This window comes from Streptomyces sp. NPDC043685, assembly GCF_056436585.1.
In genome coordinates, this window is the sequence record NZ_JBWKCH010000006.1 from 205,671 (window position 1) to 221,817 (window position 16,147).

Annotated in this window: 15 protein-coding genes; 12 read left to right on the forward strand and 3 right to left on the reverse strand. The window is 72.4% G+C overall.

Features of this window, described 5'->3' with window-relative positions; translation table 11 throughout:
• The first annotated feature begins 34 nt into the window (after positions 1 to 34).
• The 4 genes from AC0665_RS21035 to trpD all read left to right on the forward strand — a co-directional run bounded on the left by AC0665_RS21035 (position 35) and on the right by trpD (position 3,834).
• Positions 35 to 1,558 (forward strand): anthranilate synthase component I family protein, encoded by a 1,524-nt coding sequence (locus AC0665_RS21035; RefSeq protein WP_478705554.1) that lies wholly within the window; start codon positions 35 to 37, stop codon positions 1,556 to 1,558.
• A complete protein-coding gene (locus AC0665_RS21040) occupies positions 1,555 to 2,145 on the forward strand; it encodes an anthranilate synthase component II (RefSeq protein ID WP_468402634.1) in 591 nt (196 codons plus the stop codon). Before AC0665_RS21035 ends, AC0665_RS21040 begins: the two co-directional genes overlap by 4 nt.
• A 258-nt stretch (positions 2,146 to 2,403) precedes the next feature.
• Complete coding sequence (locus AC0665_RS21045; protein ID WP_478705555.1) at positions 2,404 to 2,706, forward strand: hypothetical protein; 303 nt, start codon at positions 2,404 to 2,406, stop codon at positions 2,704 to 2,706.
• Positions 2,707 to 2,754: 48 nt separating this feature from the next.
• Positions 2,755 to 3,834 (forward strand): anthranilate phosphoribosyltransferase, encoded by a 1,080-nt coding sequence (gene trpD / locus AC0665_RS21050; protein WP_363121914.1) that lies wholly within the window; start codon positions 2,755 to 2,757, stop codon positions 3,832 to 3,834.
• Positions 3,835 to 4,048: 214 nt separating this feature from the next.
• On the opposite strand, the gene AC0665_RS21055 is transcribed toward trpD, so the two are convergent.
• From AC0665_RS21055 to AC0665_RS21065, 3 genes are all read right to left on the reverse strand, one after another.
• On the reverse strand, positions 4,049 to 5,317 hold the full coding sequence (locus AC0665_RS21055) for a cation:proton antiporter domain-containing protein (protein WP_468402638.1): 1,269 nt from the start codon (positions 5,315 to 5,317) through the stop codon (positions 4,049 to 4,051).
• Complete coding sequence (locus AC0665_RS21060) at positions 5,304 to 6,008, reverse strand: flavin reductase family protein (protein ID WP_478705556.1); 705 nt, start codon at positions 6,006 to 6,008, stop codon at positions 5,304 to 5,306. The genes AC0665_RS21055 and AC0665_RS21060 overlap by 14 nt, the downstream gene beginning before the upstream one ends.
• A gap of 117 nt (positions 6,009 to 6,125) precedes the next feature.
• Positions 6,126 to 7,742: a tryptophan halogenase family protein gene (locus tag AC0665_RS21065; protein WP_468631454.1), complete on the reverse strand. Its 1,617-nt coding sequence runs from the start codon at positions 7,740 to 7,742 to the stop codon at positions 6,126 to 6,128.
• 285 nt (positions 7,743 to 8,027) lie between these two features.
• Here AC0665_RS21065 and sbnA point away from each other — a divergent pair, with 285 nt between their 5' ends.
• The 8 genes from sbnA to AC0665_RS21105 all read left to right on the forward strand — a co-directional run bounded on the left by sbnA (position 8,028) and on the right by AC0665_RS21105 (position 16,038).
• Entirely contained in the window at positions 8,028 to 9,074 is a 1,047-nt protein-coding gene (sbnA, locus tag AC0665_RS21070; protein WP_478705708.1) for a 2,3-diaminopropionate biosynthesis protein SbnA, read from the forward strand.
• 83 nt (positions 9,075 to 9,157) lie between these two features.
• Positions 9,158 to 9,421 carry an acyl carrier protein gene (locus AC0665_RS21075; protein WP_104781157.1) on the forward strand — a complete coding sequence of 88 codons (264 nt, stop codon included), beginning with the start codon at positions 9,158 to 9,160 and terminating at the stop codon, positions 9,419 to 9,421.
• Positions 9,418 to 10,674 (forward strand): beta-ketoacyl-[acyl-carrier-protein] synthase family protein, encoded by a 1,257-nt coding sequence (locus AC0665_RS21080; RefSeq protein ID WP_366052858.1) that lies wholly within the window; start codon positions 9,418 to 9,420, stop codon positions 10,672 to 10,674. The genes AC0665_RS21075 and AC0665_RS21080 overlap by 4 nt, the downstream gene beginning before the upstream one ends.
• A 37-nt stretch (positions 10,675 to 10,711) precedes the next feature.
• Positions 10,712 to 11,806 carry a beta-ketoacyl synthase N-terminal-like domain-containing protein gene (locus AC0665_RS21085; RefSeq protein ID WP_363121919.1) on the forward strand — a complete coding sequence of 365 codons (1,095 nt, stop codon included), beginning with the start codon at positions 10,712 to 10,714 and terminating at the stop codon, positions 11,804 to 11,806.
• Positions 11,807 to 11,854: 48 nt separating this feature from the next.
• Positions 11,855 to 12,598 (forward strand): 3-oxoacyl-ACP reductase FabG, encoded by a 744-nt coding sequence (gene fabG / locus AC0665_RS21090; protein ID WP_363121920.1) that lies wholly within the window; start codon positions 11,855 to 11,857, stop codon positions 12,596 to 12,598.
• 28 nt (positions 12,599 to 12,626) lie between these two features.
• Positions 12,627 to 13,346, forward strand: a complete 720-nt coding sequence (locus AC0665_RS21095; RefSeq protein WP_468402647.1) for a DsbA family protein — start codon at positions 12,627 to 12,629, stop codon at positions 13,344 to 13,346.
• Entirely contained in the window at positions 13,343 to 14,788 is a 1,446-nt protein-coding gene (locus AC0665_RS21100; protein ID WP_468402649.1) for a condensation domain-containing protein, read from the forward strand. Before AC0665_RS21095 ends, AC0665_RS21100 begins: the two co-directional genes overlap by 4 nt.
• Positions 14,785 to 16,038: an FAD-dependent monooxygenase gene (locus AC0665_RS21105; protein WP_478705557.1), complete on the forward strand. Its 1,254-nt coding sequence runs from the start codon at positions 14,785 to 14,787 to the stop codon at positions 16,036 to 16,038. Before AC0665_RS21100 ends, AC0665_RS21105 begins: the two co-directional genes overlap by 4 nt.
• Positions 16,039 to 16,147 lie beyond the last annotated feature (109 nt).

Sequence of the window (16,147 nt, forward strand, 5' to 3'; positions counted from 1 at the left end):
ATCGCCCGCCACCCTTCGAGGATGGGGTACACCTGTGACCACACTGCTCGACTCACCGCCCCGAGCGGCCGGCGCGCCACGCCGGTCCCTCACCGTCCGCGTCGACGAGACCGTCCTGCCCCCGCACGACCCGCTGGACCTGTACACGGCCCTGCGCGCCCGGGCCGGCGACGAGGTGTTCCTGCTGGAGAGCCTCGCCGCCCCCGAGGAGGACGGCAACGGCGCCGTCGTCGGCCACGGCCGGCTCGCCGAACTCCAGGTGCATGCCGACCGCGTCACCGTCGACGGGGCCCCCGCCGTCGCCGAGGCGCTGCGTGCCGCCGCCGCCGACCTGGGCCTGGCCGAACTGCCGGACGGCGCCCGCGCCCTGGCCGACGCCGACCAGGTGTGGGACCTGCTGCGGGCCGCCCAGCGGACGTTCACCGTGGAGACCTCGGCGCCCGCGGACGGATACGCCTTCGGCTTCCTGGCCACCGTCGGCTACGGCGCCGCCTGGCACATGGAACGGCTGCCCGAGCGCACCGCCGACGGCGGTCCCGACCTCGTCCTGACCCTCTTCCGCGAGGTCGTGCGCTACGACCTCGACGCGGGTACCGCCCGGCTGCTCACCGCCCGCTGCCCCGATTTCCCGCCCGCCGCGGTCCCCGGCCTCGTCGCCGGCGTCGCCGCCGGACTGCGCCCGCCCGCGCCCGAACCCGCCCCGCTGCCCGCGGCGCCCGCCCCGCGCACGGTCCGGGACAGCACCGACGAGCGGACCTTCCTGGCGAAGGTGGAACGCTGCCTGGCGCACATCGGCGTCGGGGACATCTACCAGATCCAGATCGGTCACCGCATAGACGTGGACACCGAGCTGACGCCGCTGGAGGTCTACCGGCGGCTGCGGCACCGCAATCCCTCGCCGTACATGTACCTCGTCCCGCGCGACGGTTCCACGCTCATCGGCGCCAGCCCCGAGGTGCTGTTCCGCACCGAGGGCGACCGGATCGTCATGCGGCCCATCGCCGGCACCACCGCGCGCAGCGGCGACCCGGCGGTCGACGGGCCGCGCATCGAGGCACTGAAGGCCAGCGAGAAGGAACGTGCCGAGCACGTCATGCTGGTCGACCTGTGCCGCAACGACATCGGCCGGGTCAGCACACCGGGCACGCTGGACGTGCAGCGGCTGATGACCGTGGAGACGTACTCGCACGTCTTCCACCTGGTCTCCACCGTCGAGGGCGTCCTCGCGCCCGGCGAGGACACCTGGTCGGTGCTGCGCGCCACCTTCCCGGCCGGCACGGTCACCGGCGCCCCGAAGATCCGGGCCATGGAGATCATCGAGGAGCTGGAGAGCGCCCCGCGGCGGATGTACGCGGGCGCGGTCGGCCTGGTCGACGTGCGCGGCTGGTCCCGGCTCGCCCTGTGCATCCGCACCATCACCCACGATGGGACGGCGTACTCCACCCAGAGCTGCGCCGGCATCGTCGCCGACTCCGATCCGCTCGCCGAGTGGCACGAGACGCTGCACAAGATGGGCGCCGCCTACTGGGCGCTGACCGGTGAGGAGCTGCTGCCGTGAAGGTCCTGCTCGTCGACGCCTACGACAGCTTCACCCACATCATCGACCAGTACCTGCGCACGCTGGGCGCCGAGACCGACGTGGTGCGGTCGGGCACCCGCACCCCGGCGCAGCTCGCGGCCCGGGGCGCGCAGGCGGTGGTGCTGGGGCCCGGGCCGGGGCACCCGGCCGACTCCGGGCACGTGGAGCTGGTGCACACCTTCGCCGGGCGGGTGCCCCTGCTCGGCATCTGCCTCGGCCACCAGGCGATCGCCCTCGCCTACGGGGCACGGATCGCCGTCGCCGCCCGGCTCAAGCACGGCAAGACCAGCCCCGTCACGCACGACGGTGCCGGGGTCTTCACCGGCCTCGGCGGCGAGGTGACCGCCACCCGGTACCACTCGCTCGTCGTCGAGGAGCCGCTGCCGCGGGAGCTGACCGTGACGGCACGGGCCGCCGACGACGGCTATGTCATGGGTCTGCGGCACCACGCGCTGGCGGTGGAAGGGGTGCAGTTCCATCCCGAGTCCATCACCACGGTGGGAGGAATGCGGCTGCTGGAGAATTTCCTGCGGATTCCCGAACGGGCCGTCGCGCCCGTCTCCTGAGGAATGCAAATCTCCCGGCGCAGGGCCCGTGCGAGCTGTGGGGAGGGGCCCCGCAACCCCCGCACAACCCCTGGAATCTATGCGTCCGAATTTCCCTTTAACCCATTGTGACCTGCGAGTATATCGCCGTTATTGCTCCAGCGGAGATCGCGGAAGCGCCTCCGATAATCGACTGAAGCCGTAGCTCCGTAATTTTCTCGGTGTCGGGACGGAACGGGCCGGACCGAAGCCAGGAAAACAAATGACGGGGAGACGGAAATGCAGCTCACACAGATCAAGAAGTCCGGGATTCACGCTCTTGTCGCCGCCGCCTTCACGGCCGGCGCCCTGTTCACCAGCGTGGCGGTGGCCGGCCAGGCGCACGCGGCTCCCCACAGCGCGGTGGCCGTCACCGAGAACGTGGACCCGTGGAGCAACCCCGGGGCCGGTGGCGACGTGGACCCGTGGAGCAACGTGACCGCCGGTGGCGACGTGGACCCGTGGAGCAACACGGCCGCCGGCGCCGACGTGGACCCGTGGAGCAGCGTGACCGCCGACGCCGATGTGGATCCCTGGAGCTGACGCCCGCGAGGCACTGGTCCGGGACCGGATGACTGAAGGAGAACCGGAGTGAACGCAAGGACCGCACCGGGTGGACCGCAACGGTCCTGGCCCGAGCTGCTCGGCTCCGTCCTGAACGGTCGCGATCTGTCCGAGCCGGACACCGCGTGGGTGATGGACCAGGTGATGCGGGGCAACGCCTCCGACGCCCTGATCGCCGGCTTCCTGGTGGCGCTGCGCGCCAAGGGGGAGACGACCGGCGAACTGGAGGGGCTGGTGCGGGGGATGATGGCGCACGCAGTACGCATCGACGTGCCGGGGAGGACCGTCGATGTGGTGGGCACCGGAGGGGACGGGGCGAAGACCGTCAACATCTCCACGATGTCCGCGGTCGTGGCGGCGGGCGCGGGGGCGCGCGTCGTCAAACACGGCAACCGCGCCTCCAGTTCCGCCTCGGGCTCGGCCGACGTACTCGAAAAGCTCGGGGTGAGCCTGCGGCTGCCGCCGGGACAGGTGGCGGCACTGGCGGAGGAGGTCGGGATCACGTTCTGCTTCGCCCCCGACTTCCACCCCGCGATGCGGCACGCGGCGGTCGCCCGGCGCGCGCTCGGCATTCCCACCGTCTTCAACGCCCTCGGACCGCTGACCAACCCGGCGGCGCCCGCGGCCCAGGCGGTCGGCGTCGCCGACGCCCGGCTGCTGCCGCTCGTCGCCGGGGTGCTGGCGCGCCGGGGGGTCGACGCGCTGGTGTTCCGCGGCGACGACGGGCTGGACGAACTGACCGTCACCACCACCTCCACCGTCCTCACGGTGGAGGGCGGCACGGTCCGCCAGGAGTCGTTCGACCCGCGGACCCTCGGCTTCGGGTACGTCCCGGTCGAGGCGCTGCGCGGGGCGGACGCCGGATACAACGCGGACGTGGCGCGACGGATCCTCGACGGTGAACGGGGACCGGTGCGGGACGCCGTCCTGCTCTCGGCCGCCGCCGCCCTGGCCGCGCTGGAGCCGGCCGGCGGACGGACGGTGACCGAACGCCTCGCCCCGGCCGTCGGCCGGGCCGCCGAGGCGATCGACTCGGGCGCGGCCCGGTCCACCCTCGAACGCTGGGCCGTGGCCAGCGGCACCCACGCCCTGGCACCGGCGGCCTGACGATGGGCTTCCCCACGACCACGACGCCCCCGGTTCCCGCCGTCAGGGCGGGGACCGGGGGCATGGGGCCCGGGCGGGGAGCGGAGCCCGGGCGGGCCGTGGGGCCGCGGGGGGTGACCGGCGTGCGGCGGGGGCCGTGGCACGGGTCCGGGCGGACCCGCACGCGGCCGGGCCGCAGCGGTGTGCCCGGCGGATGCGCCTGCGGCGGGCCGCGTCACGCGGCGGTGACCGGCCGGGGGGCGGGCACGGGCGGTTCCGGGGCCGGCGCGCGGAGGAACCAGGTGAGGGCGGGGGAGGTCATGGCCGTGGTGATCAGGGCCATCAGCACCAGGATGGTGAACAGGTCCGGGCCGATGACGCCCAGTTCCAGACCGAGGTTGAGGACGACGAGCTCGGTCAGGCCGCGGCAGTTCATCAGCGCGCCGACCGACATCGCGTCCCGCCAGGACTGGCCCGACAGCCGTGCCGCCGCCGTGGTGCCGCCGAACTTGCCGAGCAGGGCCACCGCCAGGACCGCGCCGGCCCACAGCCACTGGGCGGCGTCACCGGTGAGCAGCGAGACATCGGTGCGCAGGCCGGTGCTGACGAAGAACAGCGGCAGCAGCACCGGGACGGCGAACGCCCGCAGCCGGGCGGCGGACAGCTCGACCGCCCGGGAACCGCGCGGCATGACCACGCCGAAGAGGAACGCGCCGAACAGGGCGTGGATGCCGATGCCGTCCGTCACGAAGGCCGCCACGCACAGGCCGGCGAAGACGAACACCAGGACCGAGCTCTCCGCGGCCTTGCCGGCCTGCCGGGTCAGCCGGGCCAGCAGCGGCCGGACCAGGTACATCATGCAGGCCACGAAGACCAGTGACCAGGCGGCGGTGACGGCCGCCTGCTCCATCGAACCGCTGGTGCTGACCGCCGCGACCAGCGCCAGCAGGCACCACGCGCTGACGTCGTCCACCGCCGCGCACGCCATCGCCAGCGACCCGAGGGGAGTGGTGTAGAGGCCGCGGTCGGTGAGGATCCGGGCCAGCACCGGGAACGCGGTGATGCTCATGGCGACGGCGACGAACAGGACGAACGGCAGCCGGCCCACCCCGGCCGGAGCGAACGGGCCGTACATCCCGAGCGCCAGCAGCGCGCCCAGCGCCAGGGGCAGCGCGATGCCGACGTAGGAGACGGTGACGGCTGTACGGCTGTGGCCGCGCAGGGCCGACAGGTCCAGCTCCAGGCCGACCAGGAACATGAAGGCGAGCAGGCCGAGATGGCCCAGCACCAGCAGGTGCGGGAGGATCTCCGCCGGGAACAGCCAGTGCTGGGCGGCGGGGGAGATCCAGCCGAGCAACGACGGGCCGAGCAGGATGCCGAGGGTGATCTCGCCGATGACCGGGGGCTGCCCGATCCGGCGGAAGAGCACCGCGCCGACACCGCACACGGCGATCACCACGGGAACGGCGACGAGCAGGCCGGGCAGCGGGTCAGGAGCCGACACGGGCTTCTCCTTCCAGGGGTGAGGGAATGGCGAGCGTGGGTGCGGGTGCGGGTGCGGGTGCGGGTACGGGCAGGGCGCGGGCCGGCGCCGGCCCGGCCTCCGGGGCCGGGGCCGACGCGGCCGCCGACCAGCGGGCGTACCGGCGTCTGCCGTAGAGCAGCGGTGACTTGCCGTCGGTCTGGGTGACGCGGGTGACCCGGCCGAAGACGGCCGTGTGGTCGCCGACCTCCACGGCGTGCACCACCGCGCAGTCCGCCACGGCGAGCGCGGCCTCCGTCAGGTGCGGCCCCGCGGCACCCAGCGGGAGCCGCCACTCGGCGTGCGCGAACCGGTCGGTGCTGCCGGAGGCGAACAGGTCGGAGACGGCCCGCGCCTCCTCGTGCAGCAGGTTCAGGGCGAAGTGCCCGCTGTCCAGGGCGGCGCGCAGGGTCGGGCCGGCGGTGCGCAGGCAGACCACCAGGGTCGCCGGGTCCAGCGCCACACTCGCCAGCGAACTGCACGTCATGCCGCGCGGGGCGCAGTCGGCGCCGAGCGCGGTCACCACGCTCACCCCGGAGGGGAAGGACGCCATCAGGGGGCGTATGTCGGTGGAGTCCGGCGCGGCGGCCGATGCCGCCGAAAGGTTCGAAGGCGCCGAAGGATTCGGAGGGGTCGTGGGGGTGGTCGTGGTCGTCTCAGCTGTACCAGTCATGTGGTCGGCTCCTGTCGGAAGCAGGATCGGGTCCGGATGCGGGACGGTGCGGGTCCGCCCGGCGGACTGCGGGGGTTCAGCGCCGCCGGGCTGATCCATGGCCAAAGCGGCCGGGGACTACTTGCCGTGCAGGCGGCGCAGGTAGTCGTAGGCGCTGGGCAGCGTGTCCAGCAGGTGCTGCTGCTCCTGCTTGACCTTGGCGAACAGCGGCTGGGCACCCGCGACGGACTCCGGCTTGTGGGCGAGCGCGGGCAGCGGCGTGTCCGGCTCCAGGCCGAGGCCGGCGAAGATGCAGTAATAACTGCCGTTGGTCCAGAAGTTGCGGAACTCCGCCTCGAAGTTCCCGTAGTACGTGGACTCGTCGGCGATCGGCGAATTGACCGGAAGCCCCGCCTTGTACGCCTCGATCTTCCGCTGGATGTTCTCAGGCAGCTTCAGTTCCTTCTGGGCCCGCCAGAACGGCGAGTCGTCGCGCGGTGCGTAGTAGAAATGCGCCTGGATGAAGTCACGGGTGTCGTCGAACATCACCTCGATCTCCTGGTTGAAGCTGTCCACCAGGGCCGGGTTGAAGGTGCGGTCGGGGAAGTGCTTGGCGAGCTGGTAGATCGCGGCGGTGATGAAGTAGATGCCGGTCGACTCCAGCGGCTCGAGGAAGCACGAGGAGAGTCCGATGCTCACCACGTTGTTGACCCAGGCACGGCGGTTGCGGCCGACCCGGAAACGCACGTGGTTGAACTGCGTCTCCGCCGGGTCGAGCCCCCACATCTCGCAGAACTCGGCGGTCGCCTCGTCCTGCGAGGTGAACTTGCTGGAATAGACGTAACCGGACCCGAAACGGCCCAGCATCGGAATCTTCCAGGCCCAGCCGGAGGACATCGCGATGGCGGAGGTGTACGGCTCGACCCCGTTCGCCTCGTCGTCGTGCGGCACGGCGGTGGCCACCGCGCTGTCGCACATCAGGTGGTCGCTCATGTCGACGAACGGCTCGCCCAGCGCCTTGTTGATCAGCAGTCCGCGGAAGCCCGAGCAGTCGACGAACAGGTCGGCGTCGAGCACCCGGCCGGACTTGGTGTGCAGGGCCGTGACGTAGCCGCGCTCGTCCTGCTCGACCCGCACCATCTCGTCCTGGACGTGCTCGACGCCCTGCTTGTCGGTGGCGAAGCGACGCAGGAAGTCGGCGACCAGGGCGGCGTCGAAGTGCCAGGCGTACCGGGTGGACTCGGTGCCGTCGAGCCACTTCGGCGACTTGTTGGCGTCCATCACCGGCGGCTCGCGGAAGCAGGCGTAGTCGAACGGCTCGTCGGTGCGGCCCTCGTGTCTGTTCTTGTACCAGTAGTGCGACAGCGGTGTGTTGTCGTGGTCGGGCAGGATGCCGAACGGGTGGTAGAAGTGGTCCGGCCGGCCGTTGTCCAGGGTGCGTGCCCCGGGCTCGCCGCGGCCCGGAGTGCGCCAGTTGACGAAGCGCACGGCCATCTTGAAGCTGGCGTTGCACTCGCGCATCCACTCCTCCTCGGGTATGCCGAGGTAGTCGAAGAGCACGCGGTGCAGATTCGGCACGGTGGCCTCGCCCACGCCGATCCGGGGAATGGCCGGGGCCTCCAGCACCTGGATGTCGACGGTGCCCTGGAGCGCCTTGCCGAGATAGGCGGCGGTCATCCAGCCGGCCGTGCCACCGCCGAGGATGACGACTTTGCGGATGCGCGAGTCGGTGTCGTTCGTACCGATGTCGGTCATAGGAAGGCTCATTTCTCCGGTCGGGTGCGTCCGTGCGCCGCTGTGTGCAGCGCCTTTTCACACTGTCGAGTGGATTTACACGCCAGAATCGGCTGACTCGCTATGCGGCATCTATAGGTGGCCGGAATTGCCGCTTGAGCAGGTTCGTATGGGTGAGGTATAGGCGGCTCGACGATTCTCGGTAGGCGTCGAAAACCGCCCGCAACTCCCAGCAGAGGATGGCTGCATCAGATGCCGTACGAAGACGGGAAGGCCGTTTCCCAGGGACCGGGCGGACTTCCCGGCATGCCGCTCGCGGAACTCCGGGGAATCCTCGCCGTGGTGGGGAACACTCCGCTCATCGAGCTGGAACGGCTCGCACCGGACTTACCGGTACGGCTGTTCGCCAAGGCAGAGCGGTTCAACCCCGGCGGCAGCGTCAAGGACCGGTCGGCGCTCTCGATGGTGCTGAACCGGATCCGCTCCGGGGAACTCGTGCCCGGTCGGTCCACCGTGATCGAGTCCAGTTCCGGAAATCTCGCTATCGGACTCGCCCAGATCTGTGCGTACTTCGGACTGCGCTTCATCTGCGTGGTCGACGCGCGCACCACCCAGCAGAACCTCGCGATCCTGCGTGCCTACGGCGCCCGGGTCGAGGTCGTCACCGACCCGGACCCGGTCACCGGGGAGCTGCTGCCCATGCGGCTGCGCAGGGTGGCCGAACTGCTGGCCTCGACATCCGACTCGTACTGGCCCGACCAGTACGCCAACCCGCTCAACCGGCAGGCGCACCTGACCACGATGCGCGAGATCGCCGAGGCGCTGGACGGCAAGGTCGACCACCTGATCCTGGCGGCCGGCACCGGAGGCACCCTGGGCGGCTGCGCCGAGTACATCAGGCAGAGCGGCCTGACGACGACCGTGCACGCGGTGGACGCCGTCGGCAGCGTGCTGTTCGGCCGGAGCACCGGCTGCACCCGGCTGGTGCCGGGCCACGGCGCGTCGATCCGGCCCAAGCTGCTGCGGCCCTCGGACGCCGACCACGTCGTCCACGTCACCGACCTGGACTGCGTGAGGGGCTGCCGCCGGCTCGTACGGCGTGAGGCGATCCTCGCGGGCGGCTCCTCGGGAGCCGTGGTCTCCGCGCTGGACCGCATCGCACCGAGCCTGGAACCGGGTTCCAACGTCGTGCTGATCCTGCCCGACGGCGGAGACCGCTACCTCGACACGATCTACGACGACGCCTGGGTGCGCCGGCACTTCGGCGAGGTCGCCGAGCTCACGCAGGACACCGACCTGCCGCCCCAACTCGTCTCTGATGAGCAGGAGTTGGCGGATATAGGGCACCGATAGCGGGCCCCGCCACCATGAAACGCATCCCCGAACACCACCACCCGAGGCCCGCGTGGCCGCACACCGATGCACGGAGGCATCCCATGACCACTCAGCTCCCGGCCCTGGACGACGGGCAGAAGGCGGAGATCAAGGACATCGTCTGCGACATCCTCGAGCTGGAACTCGACGAGGTCACCGACGTCAGCCTGTTCAAGGAGGAGCACGACGCCGACTCGCTGCGCACCATCGAGATCCTCTCCTCCCTGGAGCGGACCTTCGGCATCGCCCTGACGCAGTCCGAGCTCAGCCGGATGGTCAACCTCGCCGGCGTCTACGCCGTGGTCGCCGAGGCGCAGGTCAAGTGAGCGGGGACGCGACGCCGGGGCGCGGCGGGCGCGGCGCGCGGCACCGGGTGGTCGTCACCGGCCTCGGTGTGGTGACGAGCATCGGTACCGGTGTCGACGCCTTCGCCGCCGGCCTGCGGGCCGGCCGCAGCGGCGCGAAACCGATCGGTGCCTTCGACACCACCGGCTTCGCGTACTCCAACGCCTGCGAGATCACCGACTTCGACCCGGCGGCCTGGCTGACCGCCCAGTCCCCGGACGACCTGGGCCGGGCCGCGCAGTTCGCGGTCGCCGCGAGCCGGATGGCGGTCGCCGACGCGGGACTGACCGCACAGCAGGTGCGCGACGTGCGCTCGCTGGTCTCCGTCGGCACCACCGACGGCGAGTCCCGCGACCTCGACCACCTCACCGCGCTCCAGGTCGCCGAGGGCGACGACGCCCTCGACGAGGTGGCGGCCCGCCGGGTGTGGCCCGGCAGGCTGTCGGCCGGCATCGTCCGCGAACTCGGCCTGGAGGACGTGGAGACCGTCACGGTGCCCACCGCCTGCGCGGCCGGCAACTACGCGGTCGGCTACGGCTACGACGCCATCAGCTCCGGAGACGTCGAGATGGCGCTGTGCGGCGGCGCGGACGCGCTGTGCCGCAAGACCTTCACCGGCTTCTACCGGCTCGGCACCATCGCGCCCGACGTGTGCCGCCCCTTCGACGCCGACCGGCAGGGCATCCTGACCGGCGAGGGCTCCGGGATCCTGCTGATGGAGTCGCTGGAGTCCGCGCTCGCCCGCGGCGCCCGGATCTACGCCGAGGTGCTCGGCTACGGCCTGTCCTGCGACGCCAGCCACCCGGTCGCCCCCGACCGGGACTCCATCGCCCGCTGCATCACCGCGGCGCACCACAACGCCGGCATCGAGGCGACGGACGTCGACTTCATCTCCGCGCACGGGACCGGAACCAGGGCCAACGACGTCACCGAGGTCGGCGCGATCCGGCAGGTCTTCGGCGACACCCTGCCGCGCACGGTCTCCATCAAGTCGATGATCGGCCACACCATGGGCGCCGCCAGCGCCCTCGCCTCCGCGGCCTGCGCGCTGGCACTGCGGGACGGCTTCATCCCCCCGACGATCAACCACCGCTCGACCGACCCCGAGTGCGCGGTCGACTGCGTGCCCAACGAGGCGGTCGAGGCGGAGCTCAGGGTCGTGCAGAACAACGGGCTCGCCTTCGGCGGCAACAACGCCGTCCTGGTGCTCGGCAAGTGGGAGCAGGCGGCGTGAGAGCCGGCAGCCGCGATTGTGAGAGGAGTTGACGAGCATGGCGCTCCAGGCGAACGCCGCCGCGCCCCGGCTGGCGATATCCGGCTGGGCCGTGTCCTCGCCCTACGGACTGGGCAGGCAGGGCTTCACCGAGGGCCTCAGGTCCGGGCTGCGTGCGGTCGCGCCGGTGGACGCGGCGACCTGGCCGGTCCCCTACCCGGAGGCCGGGCTGATCCCCGGCTTCGACATCAGGGCCGTCCTCGGCCGCAAGGGCACCCGTTCCATGGACCGGGTCACCGGCATCGCGGCCACCACGGTCGGCATGCTCCTCGACGAGTACGGCACCCGGCTCGCCGCCGACCCCGAGCGCACCGGCCTGGTGCTCGGCACCTCCGGCAGCGTCCAGTCGATCATGGACTTCACCCGGGACGCGCTCACCGGCGACAAGCCCTACCTCGTCGACCCGGCCCGCTTCCCCAACACCGTCATGAACTGCCCCGCCGGTGCCAGTGCCATCCGGCACACCCTCAAGGGCCCCAACGTCACCGTCTCCGGCGGCGCCACCACCGCCCTGCTCGCCCTCCAGTACGCCTCCCGGCTGCTGCGCGGCGGACACGGCACGGCGCTGCTGGCCGGCGCGGCCGAGGAGTTCTCCGTACAGCGGGCCCGGCTGGAACGGGTCGCCGACCACGACGGCGCCGAACCGCAGCCGCTCGGCGAGGGCGCCGCGCTCTTCCTCCTGGAGGAGGCGTCGGCCGCCCGCGAGGGAGGCCGGCCCGTGCTCGCCTCGGTCCTCGGCTCCCGGTTCCGCGCCTTCCAGGACAAGGGCCGGGCCGGAGCGGCGCTGGAACGCTGTGTCGCCGACGTGCTGGCCGACGCGGACGCCGCCCCCGGCGACGTCGAACTGATCGTGCCCGGCAATCCGCCCGGGCTGCTCGGCAAGCAGGAGGAGTCCGCCCTCGACGGGCTGACCGGCAACCGGCTCCCGGTGCGCTCCCTGGTCGGCGACGCCGGCGCGGCCTCCGCCGCCTTCCAGCTCGCCGCCGCGCTGGCCGAGGCGGAGAGCGAACCGAGCCTGGTGGACCGGCTCGCCCTGATCACCGCGGCCGACCGCGACGGCACCGTCGGTGCGCTGCTGCTGCGGCTGGCCTGAGACATCCCGCGGCCCCCCGTCCCGTCACCGAGGAAAGAGGCACGTCACATGTCCGACACACCGAGGCCGGTCGCCCTGGTCACCGGCGGTTCGCGCGGGATCGGGCGGGCCGTCGTGGAGACCCTCGCCCGCGACGGCCATGACGTCGCGCTGTGCTACCAGTCGAACGAGGAGGCGGCGGCGCTCGCCGCCAAGTCCGCCGCCGCGCACGGCGCCCGCACCCTGGCCCGCCGCGTCGACGTCACGGACCGGGCCGCCGTGGCCGCGTTCGCGGCCGAGACCGAGGAGCTGCTCGGGCCGGTGGACGTGGTGGTCACCGCGGCCGGCATCGTCCGCGACCAGCACCTGGCGATGATGGCCGACGAGGACTGGGACGCCGTGCTGCGCACCAACCTCGACGGCACCTACAACGTCGTCCGCACGCTCGCCTTCCCCATGCTCAAGCGCCGCCGCGGCACCGTCGTCACGCTCTCCTCGGTCGCCGCCGCGGGACACGCCACGCAGACCAACTACTCCGCGTCCAAGGCCGGGATCATCGGCTTCACGGCGGCCTTCGCCAAGGAGGCCGGACGCTCCGGCATCCGCGCCAACGCCGTCGCCCCCGGCTTCATCAGCACCGACATGACCGGCGGCCTCTCCGAGAAGCACGCCAAGGAGATGACCCGCCGCATCCCGCTGGGCCGCTTCGGCGAACCCCAGGAGGTCGCGGAACTGGTGTCCTTCCTGGCCGGCGACCGCGCCGCCTACATCACCGGACAGGTCTTCGCCGTCGACGGCGGACTGGTCGTCTGAGAACCCCATCCGCCCAAGGGAGTCAGCCATGCCACGCGCCGCCCGGCCGCCGCGCTTCTACTTCAACCTGCGCAGCCCCTACAACTTCTTCGCGCTGCGAGAGCTGCGCGAGAACCACCCCGGCCTGCTCGACCGGCTGGAGTGGCGGCCCTTCTGGGAGCCCGACGAGATCAGCCGGAAGCTGCTGGCCGAGGCGGGCGCCGAGTTCCCCTACGTCCCGATGTCCCGGGCCAAGCAGTTCTACATCCTGCGGGACGTGCGCCGGCTCGCCGCGGCCCGCGGACTCACCCTGACCTGGCCGGTGGACGCCGACCCGTGGTGGGAGCCCGCGCACCTGACGTGGTTCCTCGCCGAGCGCCGGGGCCTGGGCCGGGCGTGGGTGGAGCGGGCGGGCCGGGCCCGCTGGCTGGAGGGCCGTGACCTGTGCGACCCGGCCACCGTGCGTGAACTGGCCGTCTCCATCGGACTGGACGCCGAGGAGGCGGGCGCCGTCACCGACGACCCGGAGATCCGGGCGCAGGGCGCCAAGGCCCTGGTGGACGTGGCCCGCGACGGCGTGTTCGGAGTGCCGTTCTTCATCAACGGCTCGGAGCCCTTCTGGGGCCTGGACCGGGTCGCCGACTTCGCGGCGACCTTCCCCGAGCACACCTCGGCGCCCGCCGCGCAGAACCCCGAACCGGCCGAGCCCGGCATCGCCCTCGTCGGCGGCCCCGCCTCCGACCTGAGCCACGCGGGAGGCTGCGGATGAGCACCTCCGTGCAGGCTCTGCCGCTGACCTCGATCCAGGAGGCGATGTGGACCGCGTACCGCATCGCCCCGGACAGCGCCGCCTACAACATCGTGATGCCGCTGCGGCTGAGCGGCCGGGTCGACCCCGCCGCCATGGACGCCGCCGTCACCTCGGTCGGACAACGCCAGGAACTGCTGCGCTCGGTCTTCGCCGAACACGGCGGACGCCCGGTCCGCATCGCCTCCGGCACCCCCGTCGTACGGCTGGAACTGCGGGACCTGGACGGAATCGACGAAGGCGGGCTGCTGCGCGCCGTCGAGGAGGCCGGGGCCCGGCCGTTCCGGCTGGAGTCGGGGACCTTCCGGGTGGTGCTGCTGCGCCGCGCCGACGACGACTGGGCGCTGGTCACCTCCGCCCACCACATCGTCAGCGACTTCACCTCCCGCTGGCTGCTGGTCCGTGACGTCCTCGTCGCCTACGCGGCCCACGCCGCCGGCACCGCCCCCGACTGGCGCCCGCTGAAGGGCACCTACACCGAGCACGCGGCGGCGGAGCTGGCGCACACCGCCTCCGAGGCCGGGATGCGGGCCGCCGCCGCCTGGCGGGAGTCGGTCGCCGGATCGGCCCCCGCCGAACTGCCGCTGGACCGGCCGCGCCCCCGGGTGCGCTCGCTGCGCGGCGACACCGTCGTCCGGCGGCTCGCCCCCGAGGCCGCCGACGGGATCGGCGCGGCGGCGGGCGCGGCGGGCGTGACACCCTTCGCCTATCTGCTGGCCGTGTTCCAGTCGCTGACCCACCGCTGGACGGGACAGGACGACTTCCTGCTCGGGGTGCCCGCCTCCAGCCGCTCCGGCCGCGGCCAGCGGGACGTGATCGGCTGCTTCCTCAACACCATCCCGGTCCGGGCGGAGTTCGGGCCCGGCACCACCTTCCGGGACGCCGCCGCACAGGCCGGCGAGCGGATCATGCGGGGCATGCTGGGCGTGCGCTACCCGTGCGGACTGGCCTTCCCGCAGGCCACCCTGTTCCGCGCCGCGCTGTTCCTGGTCCACATGGACCGCATGGAACCGCCGGTGCCCAACGTGCCGCCGGGCCAGGCGATCGGCCGTGCCATCCCGTACGCCGGGCTCGACATCGCCCTGATCGACGTGCCGCAGCAGGAGGGCCAGCTGGACCTGCTGCTGCGCATCGAGCAGACCCCCGAGGGCGTGACCGCGGTCTTCTCCTACGACACCGACGTCCTGGACCGGACGACCGTCGAGCGGTTCGCGGACGGTTACGAGCGGATGCTCACGGCCGCCGTGCGGGACCCGCACGCCCGGATCACCGATGTCGAACTGACCGCCGACGCCGACCTGGACGCCGTCCTCGCCCTCGGCTCCGGCGAGACCGGCGCCTTCGACGACTTCAACTCCTTCAACTCCTTCGATTCCTTCGAGAAGGCATGGGACCACCGATGACCACCACCACGATCGCGGTGATCGGCGCGGGCATCGGCGGGCTCGCCGCCGCCGCGGCCCTGCACCGCCGCGGCATCGACGTCCACGTCTACGAGCGCGGCGACACCCTGCGCGAACAGGGCGTCGGCATGCACCTCGGCCCCAACGCCACCCGGCTGCTGACCCGCATGGGCCTGGCCGGACAGCTCGCCCGACGGGCGGTGCGGCCCGAGGCGCTGGAGGTCCGCGCCTTCCACGACGGCTCCACGGTGGCGCGCCAGGAGATGGGCGCCGCCTGGGAGGAGCGGTTCGGGGCCCCCTACCTGACCGTGCACCGCGGCGACCTGCACCGGATGCTGGCCTCGCTGCTGCCCGCCGAGCGGGTGCACACCGGGCGCGAGCTGACCGGTTACGAGGAGGGCGCCAAGGGCGTCACGCTCCGGTTCGCGGGCGGCACGGTCACCCGGGCCTCCGCGCTGATCGGCGCGGACGGCGTGCACTCCCTGGTCCGCCGTCGGCTGACCGGACCCGAGCGGCCCGTGTACTCCGGCAACTGCGCGCTGCGGGGCCTGGTCGACGCGACCGCACTGCCGGACCTCGACCCCGCGCGGATGTACATGTTCGCGGGCCCCAGCGGGCGCGTACTGCTCTACCCGGTCAGCGGCGGACGGCAGTTCACCTACGTCGCCGTCGCCCCGGCGCCCGAGGGGCCCGACGAGTCCTGGACGAGCGCGGCCGGTCCCGCCGACCTCGACGCGGCGCTGGCCGGATGGGCGCCGCAGGTGCGGGCCCTGGCCGGCGCGGCGCGGGACGTGCGCCGCTGGGCGCTGTACGACCGGGCGCCGCTGGAGCGGTGGAGCACCGCCCGCACCACGCTGCTCGGCGACGCGGCCCATCCGATGCTCCCGCACCACGGACAGGGAGCCAACCAGGCCATCGAGGACGGGGTGGCCCTCGCGATCTGCCTCGACGAGGAGGCATCGGGAGCCGCGGGCATCGCCGCCGCGCTCCGCCGTTATGAAGCGACCCGCCGGCCGCACACGACCCGTGTGCAGCTGGGTTCACGGGACGGACAGCCCACCACCACACAGAAGAGGAACCCTTCCATGACCAACAACCTCGGCAACAACGGCTCGAACAACAACCGCAGCGTCAACAACCGCAACGTCAACAACCAGGCCGCCGATGTGGCGTGGATCCTCGCCAACGACGTCGAGGCCAACTTGAACGACAACAACATCAACAACAACCTGCGCAACAACGCCGCCTGATCGCTCACCGGCGAACAGTCCACGGCAACCACGAGCCCCCGGCGCCCCTCGGCGCCGGGGGCTCGCCCCTGTCCACGGTGTCTGGGCGGAGCGTATAGGTGGCCGATAA